Source organism: Saccharothrix violaceirubra (assembly GCF_014203755.1).
Taxonomy (GTDB): domain Bacteria; phylum Actinomycetota; class Actinomycetes; order Mycobacteriales; family Pseudonocardiaceae; genus Actinosynnema; species Actinosynnema violaceirubrum.
Window position 1 is genome coordinate 6,565,510 of sequence record NZ_JACHJS010000001.1, and the last position, 16,130, is coordinate 6,581,639.

17 protein-coding genes are annotated in these 16,130 nt (G+C 71.2%); 7 read left to right on the top strand and 10 right to left on the bottom strand.

Annotated elements, in window-relative coordinates:
* Positions 1-38: 38 nt before the first annotated feature.
* Together F4559_RS30330 and F4559_RS30335 are read right to left on the bottom strand one after the other, a co-directional pair.
* Positions 39-536: an Imm1 family immunity protein gene (locus F4559_RS30330; RefSeq protein ID WP_184674521.1), complete on the bottom strand. Its 498-nt coding sequence runs from the start codon at positions 534-536 to the stop codon at positions 39-41.
* A 2-nt stretch (positions 537-538) separates the two neighbouring features.
* Complete coding sequence (locus F4559_RS30335; protein ID WP_184674522.1) at positions 539-1,345, bottom strand: DddA-like double-stranded DNA deaminase toxin; 807 nt, start codon at positions 1,343-1,345, stop codon at positions 539-541.
* Between the two features lie 95 nt (positions 1,346-1,440).
* Here F4559_RS30335 and F4559_RS30340 point away from each other — a divergent pair, with 95 nt between their 5' ends.
* Positions 1,441-2,376 (top strand): o-succinylbenzoate synthase, encoded by a 936-nt coding sequence (locus tag F4559_RS30340; protein ID WP_184674523.1) that lies wholly within the window; start codon positions 1,441-1,443, stop codon positions 2,374-2,376.
* On the opposite strand, the gene F4559_RS30345 is transcribed toward F4559_RS30340, so the two are convergent.
* A complete protein-coding gene (locus F4559_RS30345; protein ID WP_376774727.1) occupies positions 2,360-3,433 on the bottom strand; it encodes a CapA family protein in 1,074 nt (357 codons plus the stop codon). The two genes, F4559_RS30340 and F4559_RS30345, sit on opposite strands and share 17 nt — an antisense overlap.
* Positions 3,433-3,579 carry a hypothetical protein gene (locus F4559_RS30350; protein ID WP_184674525.1) on the bottom strand — a complete coding sequence of 49 codons (147 nt, stop codon included), beginning with the start codon at positions 3,577-3,579 and terminating at the stop codon, positions 3,433-3,435. The genes F4559_RS30345 and F4559_RS30350 overlap by 1 nt, the downstream gene beginning before the upstream one ends.
* 116 nt (positions 3,580-3,695) lie before the next feature.
* On the opposite strand from F4559_RS30350, the gene F4559_RS30355 reads away from it, so the two are divergent.
* Positions 3,696-3,917 (top strand): PspC domain-containing protein, encoded by a 222-nt coding sequence (locus F4559_RS30355; RefSeq protein ID WP_184674526.1) that lies wholly within the window; start codon positions 3,696-3,698, stop codon positions 3,915-3,917.
* On the opposite strand, the gene F4559_RS30360 is transcribed toward F4559_RS30355, so the two are convergent.
* Genes F4559_RS30360 through F4559_RS30375 form a run of 4 tightly spaced genes read right to left on the bottom strand, consistent with a single transcriptional unit; the run spans position 3,918 to position 8,261 of the window.
* Complete coding sequence (locus F4559_RS30360; RefSeq protein WP_312866015.1) at positions 3,918-5,264, bottom strand: beta-N-acetylhexosaminidase; 1,347 nt, start codon at positions 5,262-5,264, stop codon at positions 3,918-3,920. It lies immediately after the preceding gene.
* Positions 5,264-6,097: a carbohydrate ABC transporter permease gene (locus tag F4559_RS30365; protein WP_184674527.1), complete on the bottom strand. Its 834-nt coding sequence runs from the start codon at positions 6,095-6,097 to the stop codon at positions 5,264-5,266. Before F4559_RS30365 ends, F4559_RS30360 begins: the two co-directional genes overlap by 1 nt.
* Positions 6,094-6,981 carry a carbohydrate ABC transporter permease gene (locus F4559_RS30370; protein ID WP_184674528.1) on the bottom strand — a complete coding sequence of 296 codons (888 nt, stop codon included), beginning with the start codon at positions 6,979-6,981 and terminating at the stop codon, positions 6,094-6,096. Before F4559_RS30370 ends, F4559_RS30365 begins: the two co-directional genes overlap by 4 nt.
* A complete protein-coding gene (locus F4559_RS30375) occupies positions 6,981-8,261 on the bottom strand; it encodes an extracellular solute-binding protein (RefSeq protein ID WP_184674529.1) in 1,281 nt (426 codons plus the stop codon). The genes F4559_RS30370 and F4559_RS30375 overlap by 1 nt, the downstream gene beginning before the upstream one ends.
* A 212-nt stretch (positions 8,262-8,473) precedes the next feature.
* Here F4559_RS30375 and F4559_RS30380 point away from each other — a divergent pair, with 212 nt between their 5' ends.
* Positions 8,474-9,472, top strand: a complete 999-nt coding sequence (locus F4559_RS30380) for an IS481 family transposase (RefSeq protein ID WP_184674530.1) — start codon at positions 8,474-8,476, stop codon at positions 9,470-9,472.
* A gap of 161 nt (positions 9,473-9,633) precedes the next feature.
* On the opposite strand, the gene F4559_RS30385 is transcribed toward F4559_RS30380, so the two are convergent.
* Positions 9,634-10,287 carry a copper homeostasis protein CutC gene (locus F4559_RS30385; RefSeq protein ID WP_246445367.1) on the bottom strand — a complete coding sequence of 218 codons (654 nt, stop codon included), beginning with the start codon at positions 10,285-10,287 and terminating at the stop codon, positions 9,634-9,636.
* 35 nt (positions 10,288-10,322) lie between these two features.
* Positions 10,323-11,516 carry a low temperature requirement protein A gene (locus F4559_RS30390; protein ID WP_184674532.1) on the bottom strand — a complete coding sequence of 398 codons (1,194 nt, stop codon included), beginning with the start codon at positions 11,514-11,516 and terminating at the stop codon, positions 10,323-10,325.
* Positions 11,517-11,657: 141 nt separating this feature from the next.
* On the opposite strand from F4559_RS30390, the gene F4559_RS30395 reads away from it, so the two are divergent.
* The 4 genes from F4559_RS30395 (at position 11,658) to F4559_RS30410 (ending at position 15,999) form a co-directional block, all read left to right on the top strand.
* Positions 11,658-12,044 (top strand): hypothetical protein, encoded by a 387-nt coding sequence (locus F4559_RS30395; protein ID WP_184674533.1) that lies wholly within the window; start codon positions 11,658-11,660, stop codon positions 12,042-12,044.
* Positions 12,045-12,231: 187 nt separating this feature from the next.
* On the top strand, positions 12,232-12,837 hold the full coding sequence (locus F4559_RS30400) for an RNA polymerase sigma factor (RefSeq protein ID WP_184674534.1): 606 nt from the start codon (positions 12,232-12,234) through the stop codon (positions 12,835-12,837).
* A gap of 59 nt (positions 12,838-12,896) precedes the next feature.
* Positions 12,897-13,319, top strand: a complete 423-nt coding sequence (locus F4559_RS30405) for a carboxypeptidase regulatory-like domain-containing protein (protein ID WP_221448603.1) — start codon at positions 12,897-12,899, stop codon at positions 13,317-13,319.
* 91 nt (positions 13,320-13,410) lie between these two features.
* The gene (locus tag F4559_RS30410; RefSeq protein ID WP_312865900.1) at positions 13,411-15,999 is read left to right on the top strand and encodes a CHAT domain-containing protein; all 2,589 of its coding nucleotides are present in this window, start codon (positions 13,411-13,413) and stop codon (positions 15,997-15,999) included.
* Positions 16,000-16,130 lie beyond the last annotated feature (131 nt).

The following is a 16,130-nucleotide window of genomic DNA, read 5'->3' on the forward strand; positions in this document are numbered from 1 at the left end:
ACCCAGCCTCACACCGTTGAGCGGGGGCGATACGGGACCTACGACCCGATGATCCGGTAACGCCCGACGGACTTCTCGCGCTCCTCGTCGTCGAGCCACTCGGGCAGCTCGTGCACCTCCCAACCCCACGGCTGCCAACCCACCGACGTCGGCCGCCCACCGGTGGCCAGGTACTCCCCGATCGCCCGCCGAGCCACCACCTCGGACACGTACGCGTCACGCATCCAGAAATGGAGCGGATCGTCATCGCCGTCGTCGGGAATGAGCGGGGCATCGGGAAACGGCTCGGGATTGAGGGAATGCTCCTCCAGGCACCAGTGCAGGGCGACGTACCCGGTCGCCGGGTCGACCAGCACACCGAGCCCGGTGCTTTCGCCCACCCGTCCGATGGCCGCCTTGGTCCTGACCCGGTCGCCCTGACGTGCGAACATCGCCTCGACCGCCGTGCGCACCTCTTCAGGGGTGCTCGCCACCCATTCGCCCAGTCCGTAGTACCGGCCGGCGATGTGTTCCAGGAACTCCACCTGAACGTCCACCGTCACCCCTCGCCCTCGATGATCAACGGAACCTCGCGGCCGTCGCACCAGACTCGCATCGTCTGCCCTTTCACCAGGATCAACCGGACGGCCTGGGCGCATCCGGCGGTCACGGATGAGATGCCCGGCCGGTACGCCTGGCCGCACACGTAGTTGCGGTTCGTCACCACGTCCACGAGCGCGCGACCCGTGCGTCGAGCCCACACCGCCGCCTTCGTCTCGACATGCGTGGCGGCGATGCCCAGGCCCTTCGCGTACTTCGGATCACCTGGCGCGAGCCCGTCTCGAATCGCCTTGAGGACCCGGTACCGGGCCTCGCCGGTCAGGCTTTCGGCGCGGTCGACGCCGCTGAGCAGCTTCCAGCACTTGGCCGACTCGTCGTAGATCTTCCCCTCGGTCTTGTCCCCCAAGTCCCACGCGGGCAGCTCCCACCGAACCCGCTCGGCCCAACCAGCGCCGCGCAGGTCTGGCACGCCCGCCGCGATCCGGGGCACCTCGATCACCACCGGCCGGAAATAGATCCGAGGATCGACACCCACCACCGCCGGGCGACCGGGAAACTCGACAGTACGAGGCGGGCGGGACATGCCCAGCCGACCGAAATACGACTCCAGGGACCGCTCCGCGACGAGGTAACGCTCCTGCAGATGCCACGCCGCCACGACCGCCCTGGCGAACCCCTCCACCCGCAGACTGCCCAACAGATCGTTCGCCTCACCCAAAGCCCCGGTCACCACACCCAACTCCACGCACACGAGAGCGGCCCGGTCCAAAGCCGCCCCCACCTGCCGCCACACCACCCCCAGCACGGCCTCACCCCCACGACGAAGCCTGGCCACGAACGACCACCGCCGGAAGTCGCCCGAGGAGGTGAACCCGGAAAGCCGGTCCTACGATTCGACGCATGTTCGTCTACTCGATCCCCCTCCGGAACCGGTTCCGGGGTATCACCGTGCGTGAGGGCGTGTTGTTCGAAGGCCCGGCGGGGTGGGGTGAGTTCTGCGCGTTCCTCGACTACTCGGACAGCGAGTGCGTGCCCTGGCTCGACTGCGCCGAAGAGTCCTCTGTGGAGAGTTGGCCTTCCCCCGTGCGCACGCGGATTCCGGTCAACTGCACGGTTCCCGTGGTCGATCCCGAACGCGCGCGGGAGATCGTGCTGAAGTCCGGCTGCACCACGGCGAAGGTCAAGGTGGCCGATCCCGGTGTCGATCTCGCAGCCGATCTGGAACGGGTCGAGGCCGTGCGCGATGCCCTTGGGCCACAAGGAAAACTCCGCGTCGACGCGAACACCGCGTGGGACGTCGACACCGCCGTCCACGCCATCCGCGAACTGGACAAGGTCGCGCACGGCCTGGAGTACGTCGAGCAGCCCTGCCCATCCATCGAGGAACTGGCCGCCGTGCGCAGGAAAGTCGACGTGCGTATCGCCGCCGACGAGTCGATCCGCCGCGCCGACGACCCGCTCAAGGTCGCGGTCGCCGGTGCCGCCGACCTCGCGGTGATCAAGGTCGCCCCGCTCGGCGGGGTACGGCGGGCGTTGCGGGTCGCCGAGGCGTGCGGGCTGCCCTGCGTCGTCTCGTCCGCCGTGGAGACCTCGGTCGGGTTGGCGGCCGGTCTGGCGTTGGCGGGCGCGTTGCCCGAACTCGACTTCGCCTGCGGGCTCGGGACGTTGTCGTTGCTCGACGGCGACGTCGTGGCCGAGCCGCTCACGCCGCGCGACGGGTGGCTGCCGGTGCCGACCTCGCCTCCCGTTCCCGTCCTGCGCGACGAGTTCGCCGCCGACGCCGAGACCACCGCGAAGTGGCTGGCCCGCGTCGACCGGGTCAGGGCCGGGCGATAGCGGCGCCCAGGCTGCGCACCACGCCGTCCGTCCGGGCCGACGCCTCGGCACGACGGGCCGTCACGGGGGCGCGGGTCAGGTCGACCACCCTGATCGGCGGCCCGAGTTCGACCAGCGTGGGCACGTAGAAGGCTTCCACCGCACGCCACTTCGCCCCGTCCTTGACGAACTTGAACCGGGTGACGATGCCCTCCTCGGTGATGCCGCGCGGTTCGGAGTGGCGGGCGATCTGGTTGCCCATGCCGTAGACCACCCACTTGTCGCCGATCCGTTCCACCGGCTGCACGGCGTGCGCGTGCGTGCCGATGATCAGGTCGATCGGCGAGTCGGGTGCCAGCAGCCGTGCGGCCAGGGACCGCTGCGTCGGGGACGCCTCCTGCGAGTACTCCACGCCCCAGTGCAGGCTCGCGATCACGACCTCGGCACCGGCCGCCCGCGCGGCTCTCGCGGCGGCCAGCACCGCCTCGGGGTCGAGCAGGTCGGCCGTCCACGGTTCCGGCAGGGGGATCCCGTTGAACCCGTACGTGAACGACACGTGCCCGACCTTGACCCCGTTGGCCTCCAGCACCAACGGCGTCCGCGACTCCTCCTCGGTCCGGTACGAGCCGGTGTGCGCCAGTCCCGCGCGGTCGAGGGTGTCGAGAGTCGTCACGACGCCCCGTACGCCCCGGTCGAGCGTGTGGTTGGACGCGGTCGAGCACGCGTCGTAGCCCACGCCCTTCAGCGCGGTGGCGATCTCCGGCGGCGCGCTGAACGCCGGATAGCCGAACGTGGGTTCGCCGGGAGCCGACAGCGGGGTCTCCAGGTGGCACAGCGACAGGTCCGCGTCGACGGCCGACCTCAGGCCCTCCAGCAGCGGCGCGAAGTCGCGGGCGCCGTCGGCGTCGGCCTGCTCGGTCAACGCGGGGTGCACCAGGATGTCGCCACCCGCCGCCACCGTGAAGGACGGGGCGACCGGGGCGGGCACCGTCGTGGTGGGCGATGCCGGCGGCGGCGATGCCGGGGGTCCCGAACAGGCCGCCGCGAACAGTAAGGCGACGACGCCGACCCGACGGATCACCGGCCGCGCCGCGACCGCAGGACGACCAGGAGGACGGCCAACGCCACCGGGACGAGCAGCACGGGCAGGACACGGCGCTTCGGGCGCGGCTCGGGGTCGGGCACGACGCGCAGCCGGGGACGGGAGGGCACCTGGGTGGTCACGCCTCCAGGTTCCTCCGCGCGCGCCGTTCCCGCCAGTACCCCGAGAGCGGGGGTCCGGGGAAAGCCAGGGTGCGTCCCCGATGTCCCCCGGCCCCCTGACCGGCCACTATTCACCCATGACGAACGACGTGCTCGGCCAGGCCACCGCCAAGGTCAAGAAGTTCCGCCGCAGCCGGAGCGACCGCATGGTCGCCGGTGTGTGCGGCGGGTTGTCCGAACTCATCGGCGTGGACGCGGCGCTGCTGCGCGTCCTGCTGGTCGCCGCGACCCTGTTCGGGTTCGGCACCGGCGCGCTGCTCTACCTCGCGGGCTGGATCCTCGTGCCCGAGGCCGAGTGATCACCTCGGGTGGCCGGGCACGCCCGGCAGCCGCTGCCACGGCAGGGGACCGGACAACGGCCGGTACTCCACGCCGAGCGCGGCCAGCCGCGGCAGGTGCGACCCGGCCAGCCGGTCCCGGAACTCCGCGACGTCCCGCTCCCCCGTGCTCCACGCCAGCTCGGCGAGGGCGCACAGGCGCGGGAACGTCGCGTAGTCCAGCCGGCGCGGCGAGTCGAGGTGCTCGGTCCAGACGTTGGCCTGGACGCCGAGCAGCCGGTCGGCCGCCGCGGGTTCGTATCCGTACACGTCCTCCAGCGTGGTGACCGTGCCGACGGGGACGGGCTCGTCGGCGGAGTCGGACTGCCGGTAGTCCAGGTACACGTACTTCTCCGGGCACATCACGACGTCGAGTCCGCGGTCCAGTGCCGTGACGCCCGCGTCCTCGCCGCGCCAGGACGCGATCACGGTCGCGTCGGGCAGCGGTCCGGTCTCCAACGCCTCGTCCCAGCCGAACGGCCGACGTCCGCGTGACACCAGGAACTCCGTGACGGCGCGCACGAGCGAGCCGTCGCCGCCCTCGGCCTCGTCGCCGCCGAACCCGACGTACTCGCCGGGGAACACGTCCAGCAGCTCCTCGAACACCGCCAGCACGAAGTCCACAGTGGACGGAGCGGTGTTCAGCAGGTTGGGGTTGATGCCCCAGTCCGTCCACACGCCACCGGGTGCGACGCCCAGTTCCGGGTACGCTGCGATCGCCGCCTGGCTGTGGCCGGGCACGTCGATCTCGGGCACGACGGTGATGTGCCGTTCGGCCGCGTAGGCCACGACCTCGCGCAGGTCGTCCTGCGTGTAGTAGCCGCCGTGCGGTCGTCCGGTCTGCCCGCCGTGCCGCCGGTCCCCGTACCGCGAGGACGGCCGCCACCCGCCGACCTCGTGCAGCAGCGGGAACCTGAGCGACTCGAACCGCCAGCCCTGGTCGTCGGTCAGGTGCAGGTGCAGCACGTTGAGCTTGTGCACGGCCAGCAGGTCGACGTAGCGCAGCAGGTCGGGCTTGGGCAGGAAGTGCCGGGCCACGTCGAGCATGCAGCCGCGCCACCGGAACCGGGGGTGGTCCTCGACCACGCACACCGGCAGCGTCACCGGCCCGGGGGCGACCGCGCGGAACGCCGACGGCCCGGAGAGCTGCCGCAACGTCTGCCGCGCGTGTGCCTCGCCGGCCGCGTCGGCGGCCTCGATCACCACGCCGGAGGGCGCGATCGTGAGCCGGTAGCCCTCGGCCGGACCGCCCCACTGCCGCACGTCCACGACACCGTCGAACACCACTTCGCCGTCGCCGCGGCCGAACGACACCGGTCGGGGCAGGATCACGCCTTCACCGCCCCGGCCAGACCGGCGACGAGCCGGCGTTGCACCACGATGAAGAACAGCAGCACCGGGATGGTCATCAGGGTCGAACCCGCCATGATGGCGCCCCAATCGTTCTGGTCGGGCTTGACGAACACCTGCAACGCCAGCGGCAGCGTCTGGTTCTCGGCCGCCGAGATGATGAACGTCTTGGCGAACAGGAAGTCGTTCCACGCGTGGATGAACGCCAGCACGCTGGTGGCCACCAGGCCGGGCGCGACCAGCGGGAACAGCACCTGCCACAGGAACCGGAAACGGGACGCGCCGTCCAAGGTCGCGGCCTCCTCCAGCTCGACCGGGACGGCCGCGACGAACCCGCGCAGCATCCAGATCGAGAACGGCAGGCTGAACGCCAGGTGCACCAGCACCAGCGAGCCCAGGTGGTTGAGGCCGAACACCGGCACCACGTCGCGCACGGACTTCATCATGAAGAACAACGGGATGGTCAGCGCCTCGACCGGCACCATCTGCACGATCAGCAGCATGATCAGCAACGTGGTACGCGTCCGGAACCGGAACCGGGTCAGCGCGGTCGCGGCCAGGAACGAGATCAGCAGGCTGAGCAGCACCACGACCAGCGCCACCACCAGGCTGTTGACCAGGTAGCGGCCGAAGCTCTGCACGGTCAGCGCCCGGGTGAAGCTGTCCAGCGTGGGCGTGAGCGTCCACGGCCGGGGGTCGGCCGTGATCACCTCGGCCTCGGGCTTGAGCGCGGTGAGCACCATCCAGTAGAGGGGGAACGCGACCACCGCCGCGATGACGACGGTGACCGCCTCGACGACGCCGCGTTTCACAGTTCCTCCCCGGACTTGCGCAGCGCCCGCAGGTACCCGAGCGTGACGACGAGCAGCAACGCGGTCATGACCACGCCGATCGCGGCGCCCAGGCCGTACTCGGAGGCGGCGAAAGCCTGTTGGTAGGCGTACACGTTGAGCACGAGGTTGCGCCCGGCGATGCCGCCGCCGTTGGTCATGACGTAGATCTGGGTGAAGACCTTGAAGTCCCAGATGATCGACTGGATCGTGACGACGATCAGGATGGGCCGCAGCAACGGGAGGATCACGCTGCGCGCGGTGCGGAACGTGGACGCGCCGTCCAGCGCCGCGGCCTCGATGACCTCGCCGGGGATGGCCTTGATGCCCGCGTAGAGCGTGACCATGACGAACGGGAACGAGCACCAGATCACCTGGGCGGCGACCAGGCCGAACGCCGTCCACTTGTCGAACGTCCACGAGAACCCGGTGGTGCCGAGCAGTTCGTTGACGAAGCCGAAGTTGGCGTCGAACAGGAACAGCCAGATCGTCGACCCGGCGACGGCCGGCGTCGCCCACGCGCCGAGCGCGGCCAGGAACAGCACGGTCCGCGCCCAGGTGCGGACCCTGGTCGCCAGGACGGCCAGGGTCGCACCGACGAGCAGGGTCCCCACCACGCACACGGCCGCGAACCCGAGCGTCTGGCCCAGCACGGACCAGAACTTGGCGTCGGACAGCAGCGTGGCGTAGTTGCCCACGCCCAGGAAGATCAGCGGCGCACCGCCGCTGACCTGCTCCTGGCCGTAGTCGAACAGGGAGATCAGCACGAGCTGGTAGATCGGGTAGCCCATCAGCCCGACCAGGACCAGCAGTGCGGGGGCGAGGAGGGCGTACGCGATCCGCCCGTCGCCCTTGCGCGCGTTCATCACGAACTGAACGCCGCGTTCATGGAGTCGGCCGCCTTCTTCGACGCGGTGTCGAGGTCGGCGGTCTTCGTCGCGACCTCCTGGATGAGCGTGGGCAGCACGGCCTGGGCGTCGATCTTGGCCCAGTTGGCGCTGACCGGCACGAACTTCGTGCCCGCCGCCAGCGTCTTGACGAACGGCCCGATCGCCGGGGTGCTCTTGGCGACCTCGTCCTGCACGTCGCCGAACGTGGGCATGTTGCCCATGGCGTCGAACATCTTGCGCTGGTACTGCTTGCCCGCCAGGAGCTGGACGAACTTGTTGGCCAGCGTCTTGCGCTCGGAGCCCTTGAGCACGCCGAGCAGGTTGCCGCCGGCGAAGGCCGGTGCGATGGAGCCCGCGTCCTTGCCGGGCAGCGGCACGACCGCGTACTTGCCGGCCGCCTGGGAGGCGTCGACGGACTTGCGGTTGAAGTCGCCGCCGATGACCATCGCGGCCTTGCCCGCGCGGAACGCCTCGACGCTGGCGTCGCCGCCGTTGCCCGCGCACTGGGCGGCCGGGCAGATGTCGTCGGCGATCAGGTCGGTGTACTGCTCCAGACCGGCCTTGGACTCGGCGCTGTCGATCTTGGCGACGTACTTGTCGCCGCTCTTGGTCGCGATGTCGCCGCCGTTGGCCCACACGAACGGCATGGCCGCGTAGGTGTACTTGCCGCCGGCCGAGATGCCCAGCAGGTCCGGCTTCGCCGCCCGGATCTGCCGCGCCAGCGGCGCGATCTCGTCGAGCTTCGTCGGCGGCTTGAGGTTCAGCTCGGTGAAGACGTCCGTGCGGTAGTAGAGGGCGCGCACGCCGACGAACCACGGCACGCCGTAGGTCTTGCCGTCCACCTTGGCGGTATCAAGCACCGCGGGCAGCAGGTCCTTCGAGTCGGCCCACGACGAGAGGTCGAGTTCGGCGAACCCGCCGCCGGCGACGTAACCGGCGAGGTCGGTGTTGCCGAACTCGGCGACGTCCGGCGCGCTCTTGGGGTCGCTGAACGCGGCCTTGAAGCGCTCGGCGCGGGAGCTGGTCTGGATGTACTGGACGTCGACCGTGACGCCCTGGTTGGCCTTCTGGAACTCCTCGACCGCCTCCTTGACGACGGCCTCCTTCGGTGCCCGGTTGACCTCGTCGAAGAGCCAGATCCGCAGTGTGCCGGTCTGCTCGTCGGTCCCGGACGACGCCGCGGGGCCGGACTGGACCGGGGCACACCCGGCCAGTACGGCCGCGCTCACGGCGACGGCTGCCAAAACGAACCGCATCGTTGTCGACCCCTCTCAGCGTTGCGTCACCTGCAACGGCTATTTCATGGGAAGCAACGGCGATGCTAATGTCCGAATCGACGGCCGGTCTAGATGTACTGCCCTGAGAGGTTGTGGACGGTTCGACACGTAGTCGGATGATGTTGGAATGAGGGAGGGCCTCCGGGTTCGGTGTGGATTGCGACGTCGACACCGAGCCCACGGAGGCCCTCGTGACCCACGCTAACGCACCCTTGACCGAGCTGGGACGGCTGCGCCTGGCCCGGTGTGTCGTGGACGAGGGGTGGCCGCTGCGGCGGGCGGCCGAGCGGTTCCAGGTCTCGCCGACCACCGCCGCCCGCTGGGCCTCTCGCTACCGCGAGCTGGGCGAGGCGGGCCTGGTCGACCGTTCCAGCCGCCCGCACCGCAGCCCGCGTCGCCTGCCCACCCGCCGCGAACGCCGGATCGTCAAGGTCCGCCTGGCGCGTCGGTGGGGCCCGGCCCGCATCGCCCACCTGCTCGGACTGAACCCCTCCACCGTGCACCGGGTGCTGCGCCGCTTCGGCCTGGCCCGCCTGGCCCACCTGGACCGGGCCACCGCCACGCCGGTGCGCCGCTACGAACACGCCGCACCGGGCGACCTGGTCCACGTCGACATCAAGAAGCTCGGCAACATCCCCGACGGCGGCGGCCACAAGGTGCACGGACGGCGGGCCGGCGGGCGCAACAGCTCCGCCCACCGCGACCCGACCAGGCCCCGCAAGGTCCACGGCCGCCCGAACCTCGGCTACGCCTACCTGCACAACGCGGTGGACGACCACTCCCGGCTGGCCTACACCGAGATCCTGCCCGACGAGACCAAGGACACCGCCGCCGCGTTCTGGACCCGGGCACAGGCGTTCTTCCGGGAAGCCGGCGTCACCGTCCGCCGGGTGCTGACCGACAACGGCTCCTGCTACCGCTCACGGCTCTGGCGCGACACCCTCGCCAACGCGGGCATCACCCATAAACGCACCCGCGCCTACCGGCCACAGACCAACGGCAAGGTCGAACGCTTCAACCGCACCCTGCTCGACGAATGGGCCTACGCCCAGGCATACCGGTCTGAGACCGAACGCCGCGAGACGCTGCCGCGGTGGCTGCACACCTATAATCACCACCGCGGCCACACCGCACTCAAAGGCCAACCACCTGCCAGCCGCGTCCCCAACCTCACAGGACAGAACATCTAGACCGTGTTTCGGGTGTGGCGTGCGTGGGAGTCGTGATCGGTCGGTTCTCCGGGGGTGCGGGCGGGGCGGCCCGATACCGCTGTCGTATCGGGGCGTTCCGCCCGTGCCTCCGGTGGGCCGATCCGGCGCGGCTGGCGCGTACCCCACACCCGAAACGGGGTCTACACCAGATTTGCCCAGGTCCTCACGGCATCCGCCGAGAGCGGGGCGTCCCATCCGCCTGGGCGCACCGCGGAGCCAACGTGGAATCCCATGGCACCGGCGGCCTTCAGCGGCGCCACGTGCTCGGGCTTGAGGCTCCCGCCGACCAGCAGGCGCACGACTTCCTGGCGTGCCGCGAGCTTTTCGAGGACCGGCAGGCCGTCCGCCACGCCCTTGGGGCTGCCCGCCGCGAGCACCGTGTCGCAGCCGAGCCCGGCCACGACGTCCCACGAGCGCTCGGGGTCGGTCGAGTTGTCCAACGCGCGGTGGAACGTCCACGCGGCGCCGTCGAGTTCGGCGACCAGGGCGCGCACGGTGTCGACATCGATCGCGCCTTGATCGTCGAGGAAGCCCAGGACGAACTCGCGGGCACCGGCCGCGCGCAGCTCGGCGGTCGTCCGCCGGAGGGCGTCGAGGTCGCCGGGCGCGAACCCGTTCGCGTCCCGGAGCATGACCCGGACCGGCAGGTCCGTGGCGGACAGGACGTCGCGGAGGGTGGCGACGGACGGCGTCAGGCCGTCGGCGGCCATGTCGGCGACGAGTTCGAGGCGGTGCGCCCCACCGGCCTGGGCGGCTTCGGCGTCCGCCGCGTGCAGTGCGATGACTTCCAGCATGGTCTGGACCATAGCCAGACCGGCCGCCGACCGCCTCAGTGCTGTTCGGCGCGGACCTCGCCGCGGACCTGGCCGTGCCGGACCGCCTCCACCGCGATCCACCCCACGCAGGTCACCGTGAGCAGCAGCAACGCACCCCACGCGGGCAGCAGCGGCGCCACCGGCGTCTCCGCGACCAGCACCACGGCCACCACCACGCGCACCGCGTTCACCGTGCCGAGGTTGCGCAACCGGAACCCGAGGTGCCCGAGCACGAACAGCAGCACCCCGCCGAACAACGCGAACGGCCCCACGCCGTGCAGGTGCTCGGACGCGGTGTGCCCGTCCGCGCCCGCCAGGTAGTTCATCGTCTTCTTCAGGCCCAACGCCGACAGCACGATGCCCGCGATCATCGGCAGGTGCAGGTAGGTGAACGCGTCACGCGCCAACGCCGCCCGCTTCGCACCCGCCGCCTGGTGCAGCACCCGCTCGGCCAGCGGCGCGTCCACGTCGAAGTACGCCCACCACAGCGCCGCCGCCACGACCAGACCGCAGCCGATGCCGAACATGATCGGCCACGACACCGGCAGGTCCGCCACCCCCACGCCGACCGCGACGATCGACTCGCCCAGCGCGATCAGCACGATCAGCCCGTACCGCTCGGCGAAGTGCACCGCCGAGTGCACCCGCCACCCGGACACCCCGGTCACCAGCACGCCGCCGTAGTCGACCACCAGCGCCGCCACCCACAGCGCGGTCTGCGTCGCGCCGCTCGTGAACGCCGCGACGACCAGCAGCACCGACCCGGACAGCATCGGCGCCAGCGTGACCGCCAACTGCCGCCGCAGTGGCACGTCACCGACCGAGAACCGCCAGTACGCCACCAGGTGCAGCACCCGCACCACCACGTAGCAGGCGGCGAACACCAGCGGACCGGACAGCCCGCCCGGCAGGTCGTCGAACGCCTCGGGGATCGCCACGGCGGCCACCAGCATCACGGCCATGGCCGCGAACAACACGACGCGCACGCCGTCGTCGTCGGCCCGCACCCGGTTGCCCAGCCACGAGTAGCAGCACCAGCACCACCACAGGATCGCCAGCAGCAGCAGGCCGCGCAGCACGCCGTGCACCGACGCGTCGGCCGCCATCAACTGCGTCACCTGCGTGATGGCGTAGACGAAGACCAGGTCGAAGAACAGCTCCAGCGGCGTGACCCGCGCGCCTTCGCGCACGACCCTGGGGGTGATCATGCCGGGAAGTGTGCCGGCCGGACCGGCGTCGCCCACACCATCAGGGGAACTGTCAATTGTGAAAACGATCCCCTGTATCCAGCGCGGATCCACCCCCTCCTTATCTGATGTCCGATCCTCAACCCCGACTGAGGAGACCGTATGAACGCCAATCCCAACGGCGTCGACGAGTTGAGAACCGAGGACGCCGCCACGACCCCGAACGGCGACGTCCCGAACGAGGACAACCCGCACGACCCGCTCGCCGACCTCCCGGTCGACGAACGGACGCTGGACCCGCTCGCCGAGGCCGAGGTCGTCCTCGCGACGGCCGAACTCGCGACCGCCGGGCTCGCGACGGCGGTACCCGAGCGACTTCTCGCCACCGAGGGGGAGGACGAACCTGTCGGTCCGACCGGCTCGCACCAGACCAACGGGGGCCAGGGCGGCAGCGGCACCGGTGGCGGAACTCCGCGGGAGGCGCCGACCGGTTCGCACCAGGGGGACGGCACGAACGGCTCGCACCAGACGAACACGGGTGGGAGCTAGCACCACAGGTCCACTCCGGGGGGAGTGGGGGCCGAGTCGGTCGACTTCGAGGGGTGTCGACCGGGGAAGCACCCGGAAGCGCGGCGGTCCGCGATGTCGTGGGGACATCGCGGGCCGCCCGACGCGGATGAGGTCGGCGTGTGTGACGATCTGCGCCGGCTGGGTACGCCGAGGAGGAGGTGACGACGTGGGAGACCTGCGTATGACCGGTGAGCGCCCACCGTGGGAGGGACTCGACGGTACGGATCGGCACGCGGCCTGCGTCGTCGCGGCACGCGCCGGCGACCGGCGTGCCCTCAACGTGCTCGTCAACGACCTGACGCCGTTGGTCTGGCACGTGGCCAGGGGCCACGGGCTCGACCGCAGCACCGCCGAGGACGTGGTGCAGACTGTCTGGCTGGCGTTGCTGCGCCACCTGGACCGGCTCAACGAACCGAGGGCACTGGCCGGTTGGCTGGTCGTCGCCACGCGCCGCGAGTCACAGCGGACGTGGACGCCGGCCCGCCGCGAGGCCCAGCTCTCCGACGAACTGGCCGACAACCTGGAAAGCGATTTCGGCCTGCCCGAGGACGCCGCGCTGATCGACGACCGGGACCACCGGTTGTGGCGGGCGTTCGGACGCCTGTCGCAGAAGTGCCAGGAGCTTCTGCGGCTCACCGTGCTGGCCGGGCGCGCGGAGTACCGCGCGGTCGCCGAAGCACTGTCCATGCCGCGCGGCAGCATCGGCCCGACCAGGGGTCGGTGCCTGACGACGTTGCGCACCCATCTCGACGCGGAAGGAGGATCGCGGTGACCGACATCGACCCGCGCGATGACCGCAGGGGGCCCGAGGACACCGCCGTCCTCACGGAACTGAACCGACTGGTGTACGAACTGGACGCACCGCCGCTGGGTCTCGTCGAGAGAATCCAGTTCGCGGTGGCGCTGGAGAACCTGGACGTCGAGGTCGCCCGCTGGGAGCGGGCCGGGTCGTTCGCGGGTGTCCGCGGCGGCAACCCGGGCACCATCACGTTCACGGTCGACAACCTGACGCTGATGGTCAACTTCACCTCGACCGGTGCCCGACACCGCATCGACGGCTGGCTCGTCCCCGCGGGCGAGCACACCGTCGAGGTCCGGGTCGCCGAGCACGAGTCCAGCACCACCAAGGCCGACGACGGCGGGCGGTTCGTGCTCGCCGACGTGCCCGCGGGCACGACCCAGATCGTCGTGCACCTGGTGAACTCCAGGGGCGAACCCGGTCGGACCGTGGTGACGCCGACCATCGTGTTGTAGCGGGCACAGGGCCGGACATGACCCGTTCGGCCACCACCGACCCGTCCATCGAGGGGCAGACCGGACGCTTCGGGTGTGCTGCCATAGACGCGTGCCCCCGCTCCGCGCCGCCGCAACGGACGTGCGGTCGCCCCTGTCGGGCGTCGCCATCGCCGCCGCCCTGCACCGGGAAGCCTTCGACGCGGCGTCCGCCGGCCGACCGGTCGACGCCGTGCGCCTGCTTCGCCGTGCGCTGACGGTCCTGCCGGCGGAACCCGGCGACGCCGACGCCACGTCGGTCCGCGTCCGCATCCTGATCACCCTCTCCTACGGCGAGGCCGAGACCGGCTCCATCGCCGACGGCCTCGCCCACCTCGACGCCGCGACACTCCTGGTCGAAGCCCTGCCCGAGGGCGACCTCCGGATCGGTCTCGCCCCCGTGATCAAGTGCCAGCAGGCGCTGCTGCTGCACCGGGCCGGACGGACCGCCGAGGCGCTCACCCTGTTCGACGCCGCGATCACCGGGCTGGAAACCGGGCACGAACTGGGCGCCGTCACCACCGACCGCCTGGCCGGCAACCTGATCAACCGGGGTCTGACCCGCATCGCGTTCGGCGTGCTCGACGGTGCCGAGCAGGACATGCACCGGACCATCGACCTCGCCGAAGCCGCCGACCTGCCGCTGATGAAGGCCAAGGCGCTGCACAACCTCGGCGACATCGCCCAACTGACCGGCGACGTGCCGACGGCGTTGCGGCACTACGACGACACCGTGCGGGAGTTCCGCGCGCTCGCGCCCGACCTGGTGTACCGGGTGCGGATCGACCAGGCCCGCACGCTGCTCGCCGCCGGACTCGGCGAGGAGGCCGCGCAGCACCTCGACGAGGCGTTGGCCGTGCTGCGCGAACGCCGCGTCGGCCAGGACCTGGCCGAGGCCGAGCTGAGCCGGGCCGCCGCCGCGTTGCTGCACGAAGACCCCGGTCTGGCCCGCGACCTGGCGGGCCGGGCCAGGCGCCGGTTCCTCAGGCGCGGCAGCACCTCGTGGGCGGAACTGGCCGCGCTGACCCGGATGCGCGCGGAGCTGGACGTGCCCGCGTCCCGGATCGCGACCCCGCGCCGGGCCGTCGACCTGGCCGGTCGGCTGGCGGCGGTGGGCCTGGCCGACGAGTCGGCGGTGGCCACGATGCTCGCGGCGCGGATGTCGGTGCGACGCGGTGCGTTGGACTCCGCGCGGTCGCTGCTGGCGGACCTCCCCCACCCCGGACCGACCACGCCGATCGACCACCGGATGCTGCTGCGGCTGTGCCAGGCCGAGGTCGCCGTGGCCGCCGGCCGGGACGCCGAGGCGTTGGCGCAGGCCCGTGCGGGTCTGGAGGAACTGGGCGTCGTCCGGGACCGGATGGGCGGGCTCGACCTGCTGTGCGGAACCGCGGTGCACGGCCGTGAACTGGGCGAACTCGCCGTAGGACTGGTGCTGGACCGGGGCGGCGACCCGGCGGCGGCGTTCGACTGGCTGGAGCGGACCCGGGCTCAGGTCTACCGGTACGAGCCGCTGCCGGCGATGGAGGACACGTCGCTGGCCCGCCGGGTCAACGAGCTGCGGTCGCTGTCGCGGTCGATCCAGCAGGCCCGGCTGGAAGGGCGGCCGATCGAGGAGACGGCGGCCCGGTTCTCCCGGTTGCAACGGGAGATCACCCGGCTCGGGTGGCACACGTCGGCGTGGGGCCGGCCGCGTCCGGTGGCGCGGTTGGCGGACGTGGTCGGGGCGCTGGGCTCGCGGGCCCTGGTGAGCTTCGTGTCGCACGGGGACGTGTTGCGCGCCGTGGTCGTGGTGGACGGCCGGGCGTCGTTGGTGCGCTTGGGCGCGTGGGCCGACGTGTCGGAGTTGGCGCGGCAGTTGCACGCCGACCTGGACGCGCTGGCGCCCGACCTGATGCCGGCACCCCTGGTGGCCGCCGTGACCGCGTCGGCGACCCGGCGGGCCCGGCTGCTGGACGACGCGCTGCTCGGGCCGCCGGCATCGCTGGTGGGGACGCGGGAACTGGTCGTCGTGCCCACGGGGGACCTGTATGCCGTGCCTTGGGGGGCGTTGCCTTCCCTGCACGGTCGGCCGGTGGTCGTGGCTCCGTCGGCCACCGCCTGGTTGACCGCTTCCGAGTCCGCCGCGCGCTCGTCGGCCTCGCGGGTGGCCTTGGTGAGCGGGCCCGGTTTGTCGGAGGCGCGCGGGGAGGTCCACGGACTTCTTTCCACGTATCCGGACGCCGTCGAGCCATCTTCGGTGGCGGATGTGCTGGCGGCTTTGGACGGTGCGCGGTTGGCGCACATCGCGGCGCACGGGGAGCATGTCGCGGACAACGCGTTGTTCTCGCGGCTGGAATTGTCGGACGGATTCCTGTTCGCGCACGAGACGGTGCGGTTGAAACGGGTTCCGGAACAGGTCGTACTCGCGGCTTGTTCGTTGGCGTTGAGCCGGATCCGGCCCGGGGACGAGGCTTTGGGGTTTGCCGGGGCATTGCTCGCGGGTGGTTCGCACACCGTGGTGGCGGCGGTGAACAAAGTGGGTGATCGGGCCGCGGCGCGGACGATGGACGTGTTCCACGAGTTGTTGTCCTCGGGGGCTCCGGCGGCGGCGGCTTTGGCCGAGGCCACTGCTTCGGATCCGCTACGACGGCCTTTCGTCTGCTTCGGGTCCGGTTCCTGATCAGGTTCCCGGGTTCCGGTCTCGGACACCGCGAGTTATGCACTCGGACACTGCGAAATGTGCGTTCGGGCACCCTGTGTTGTGCGCTCGGGCGTGCCCCTGGCGTGCGGGCTCCGCATCCGAACGGCTGG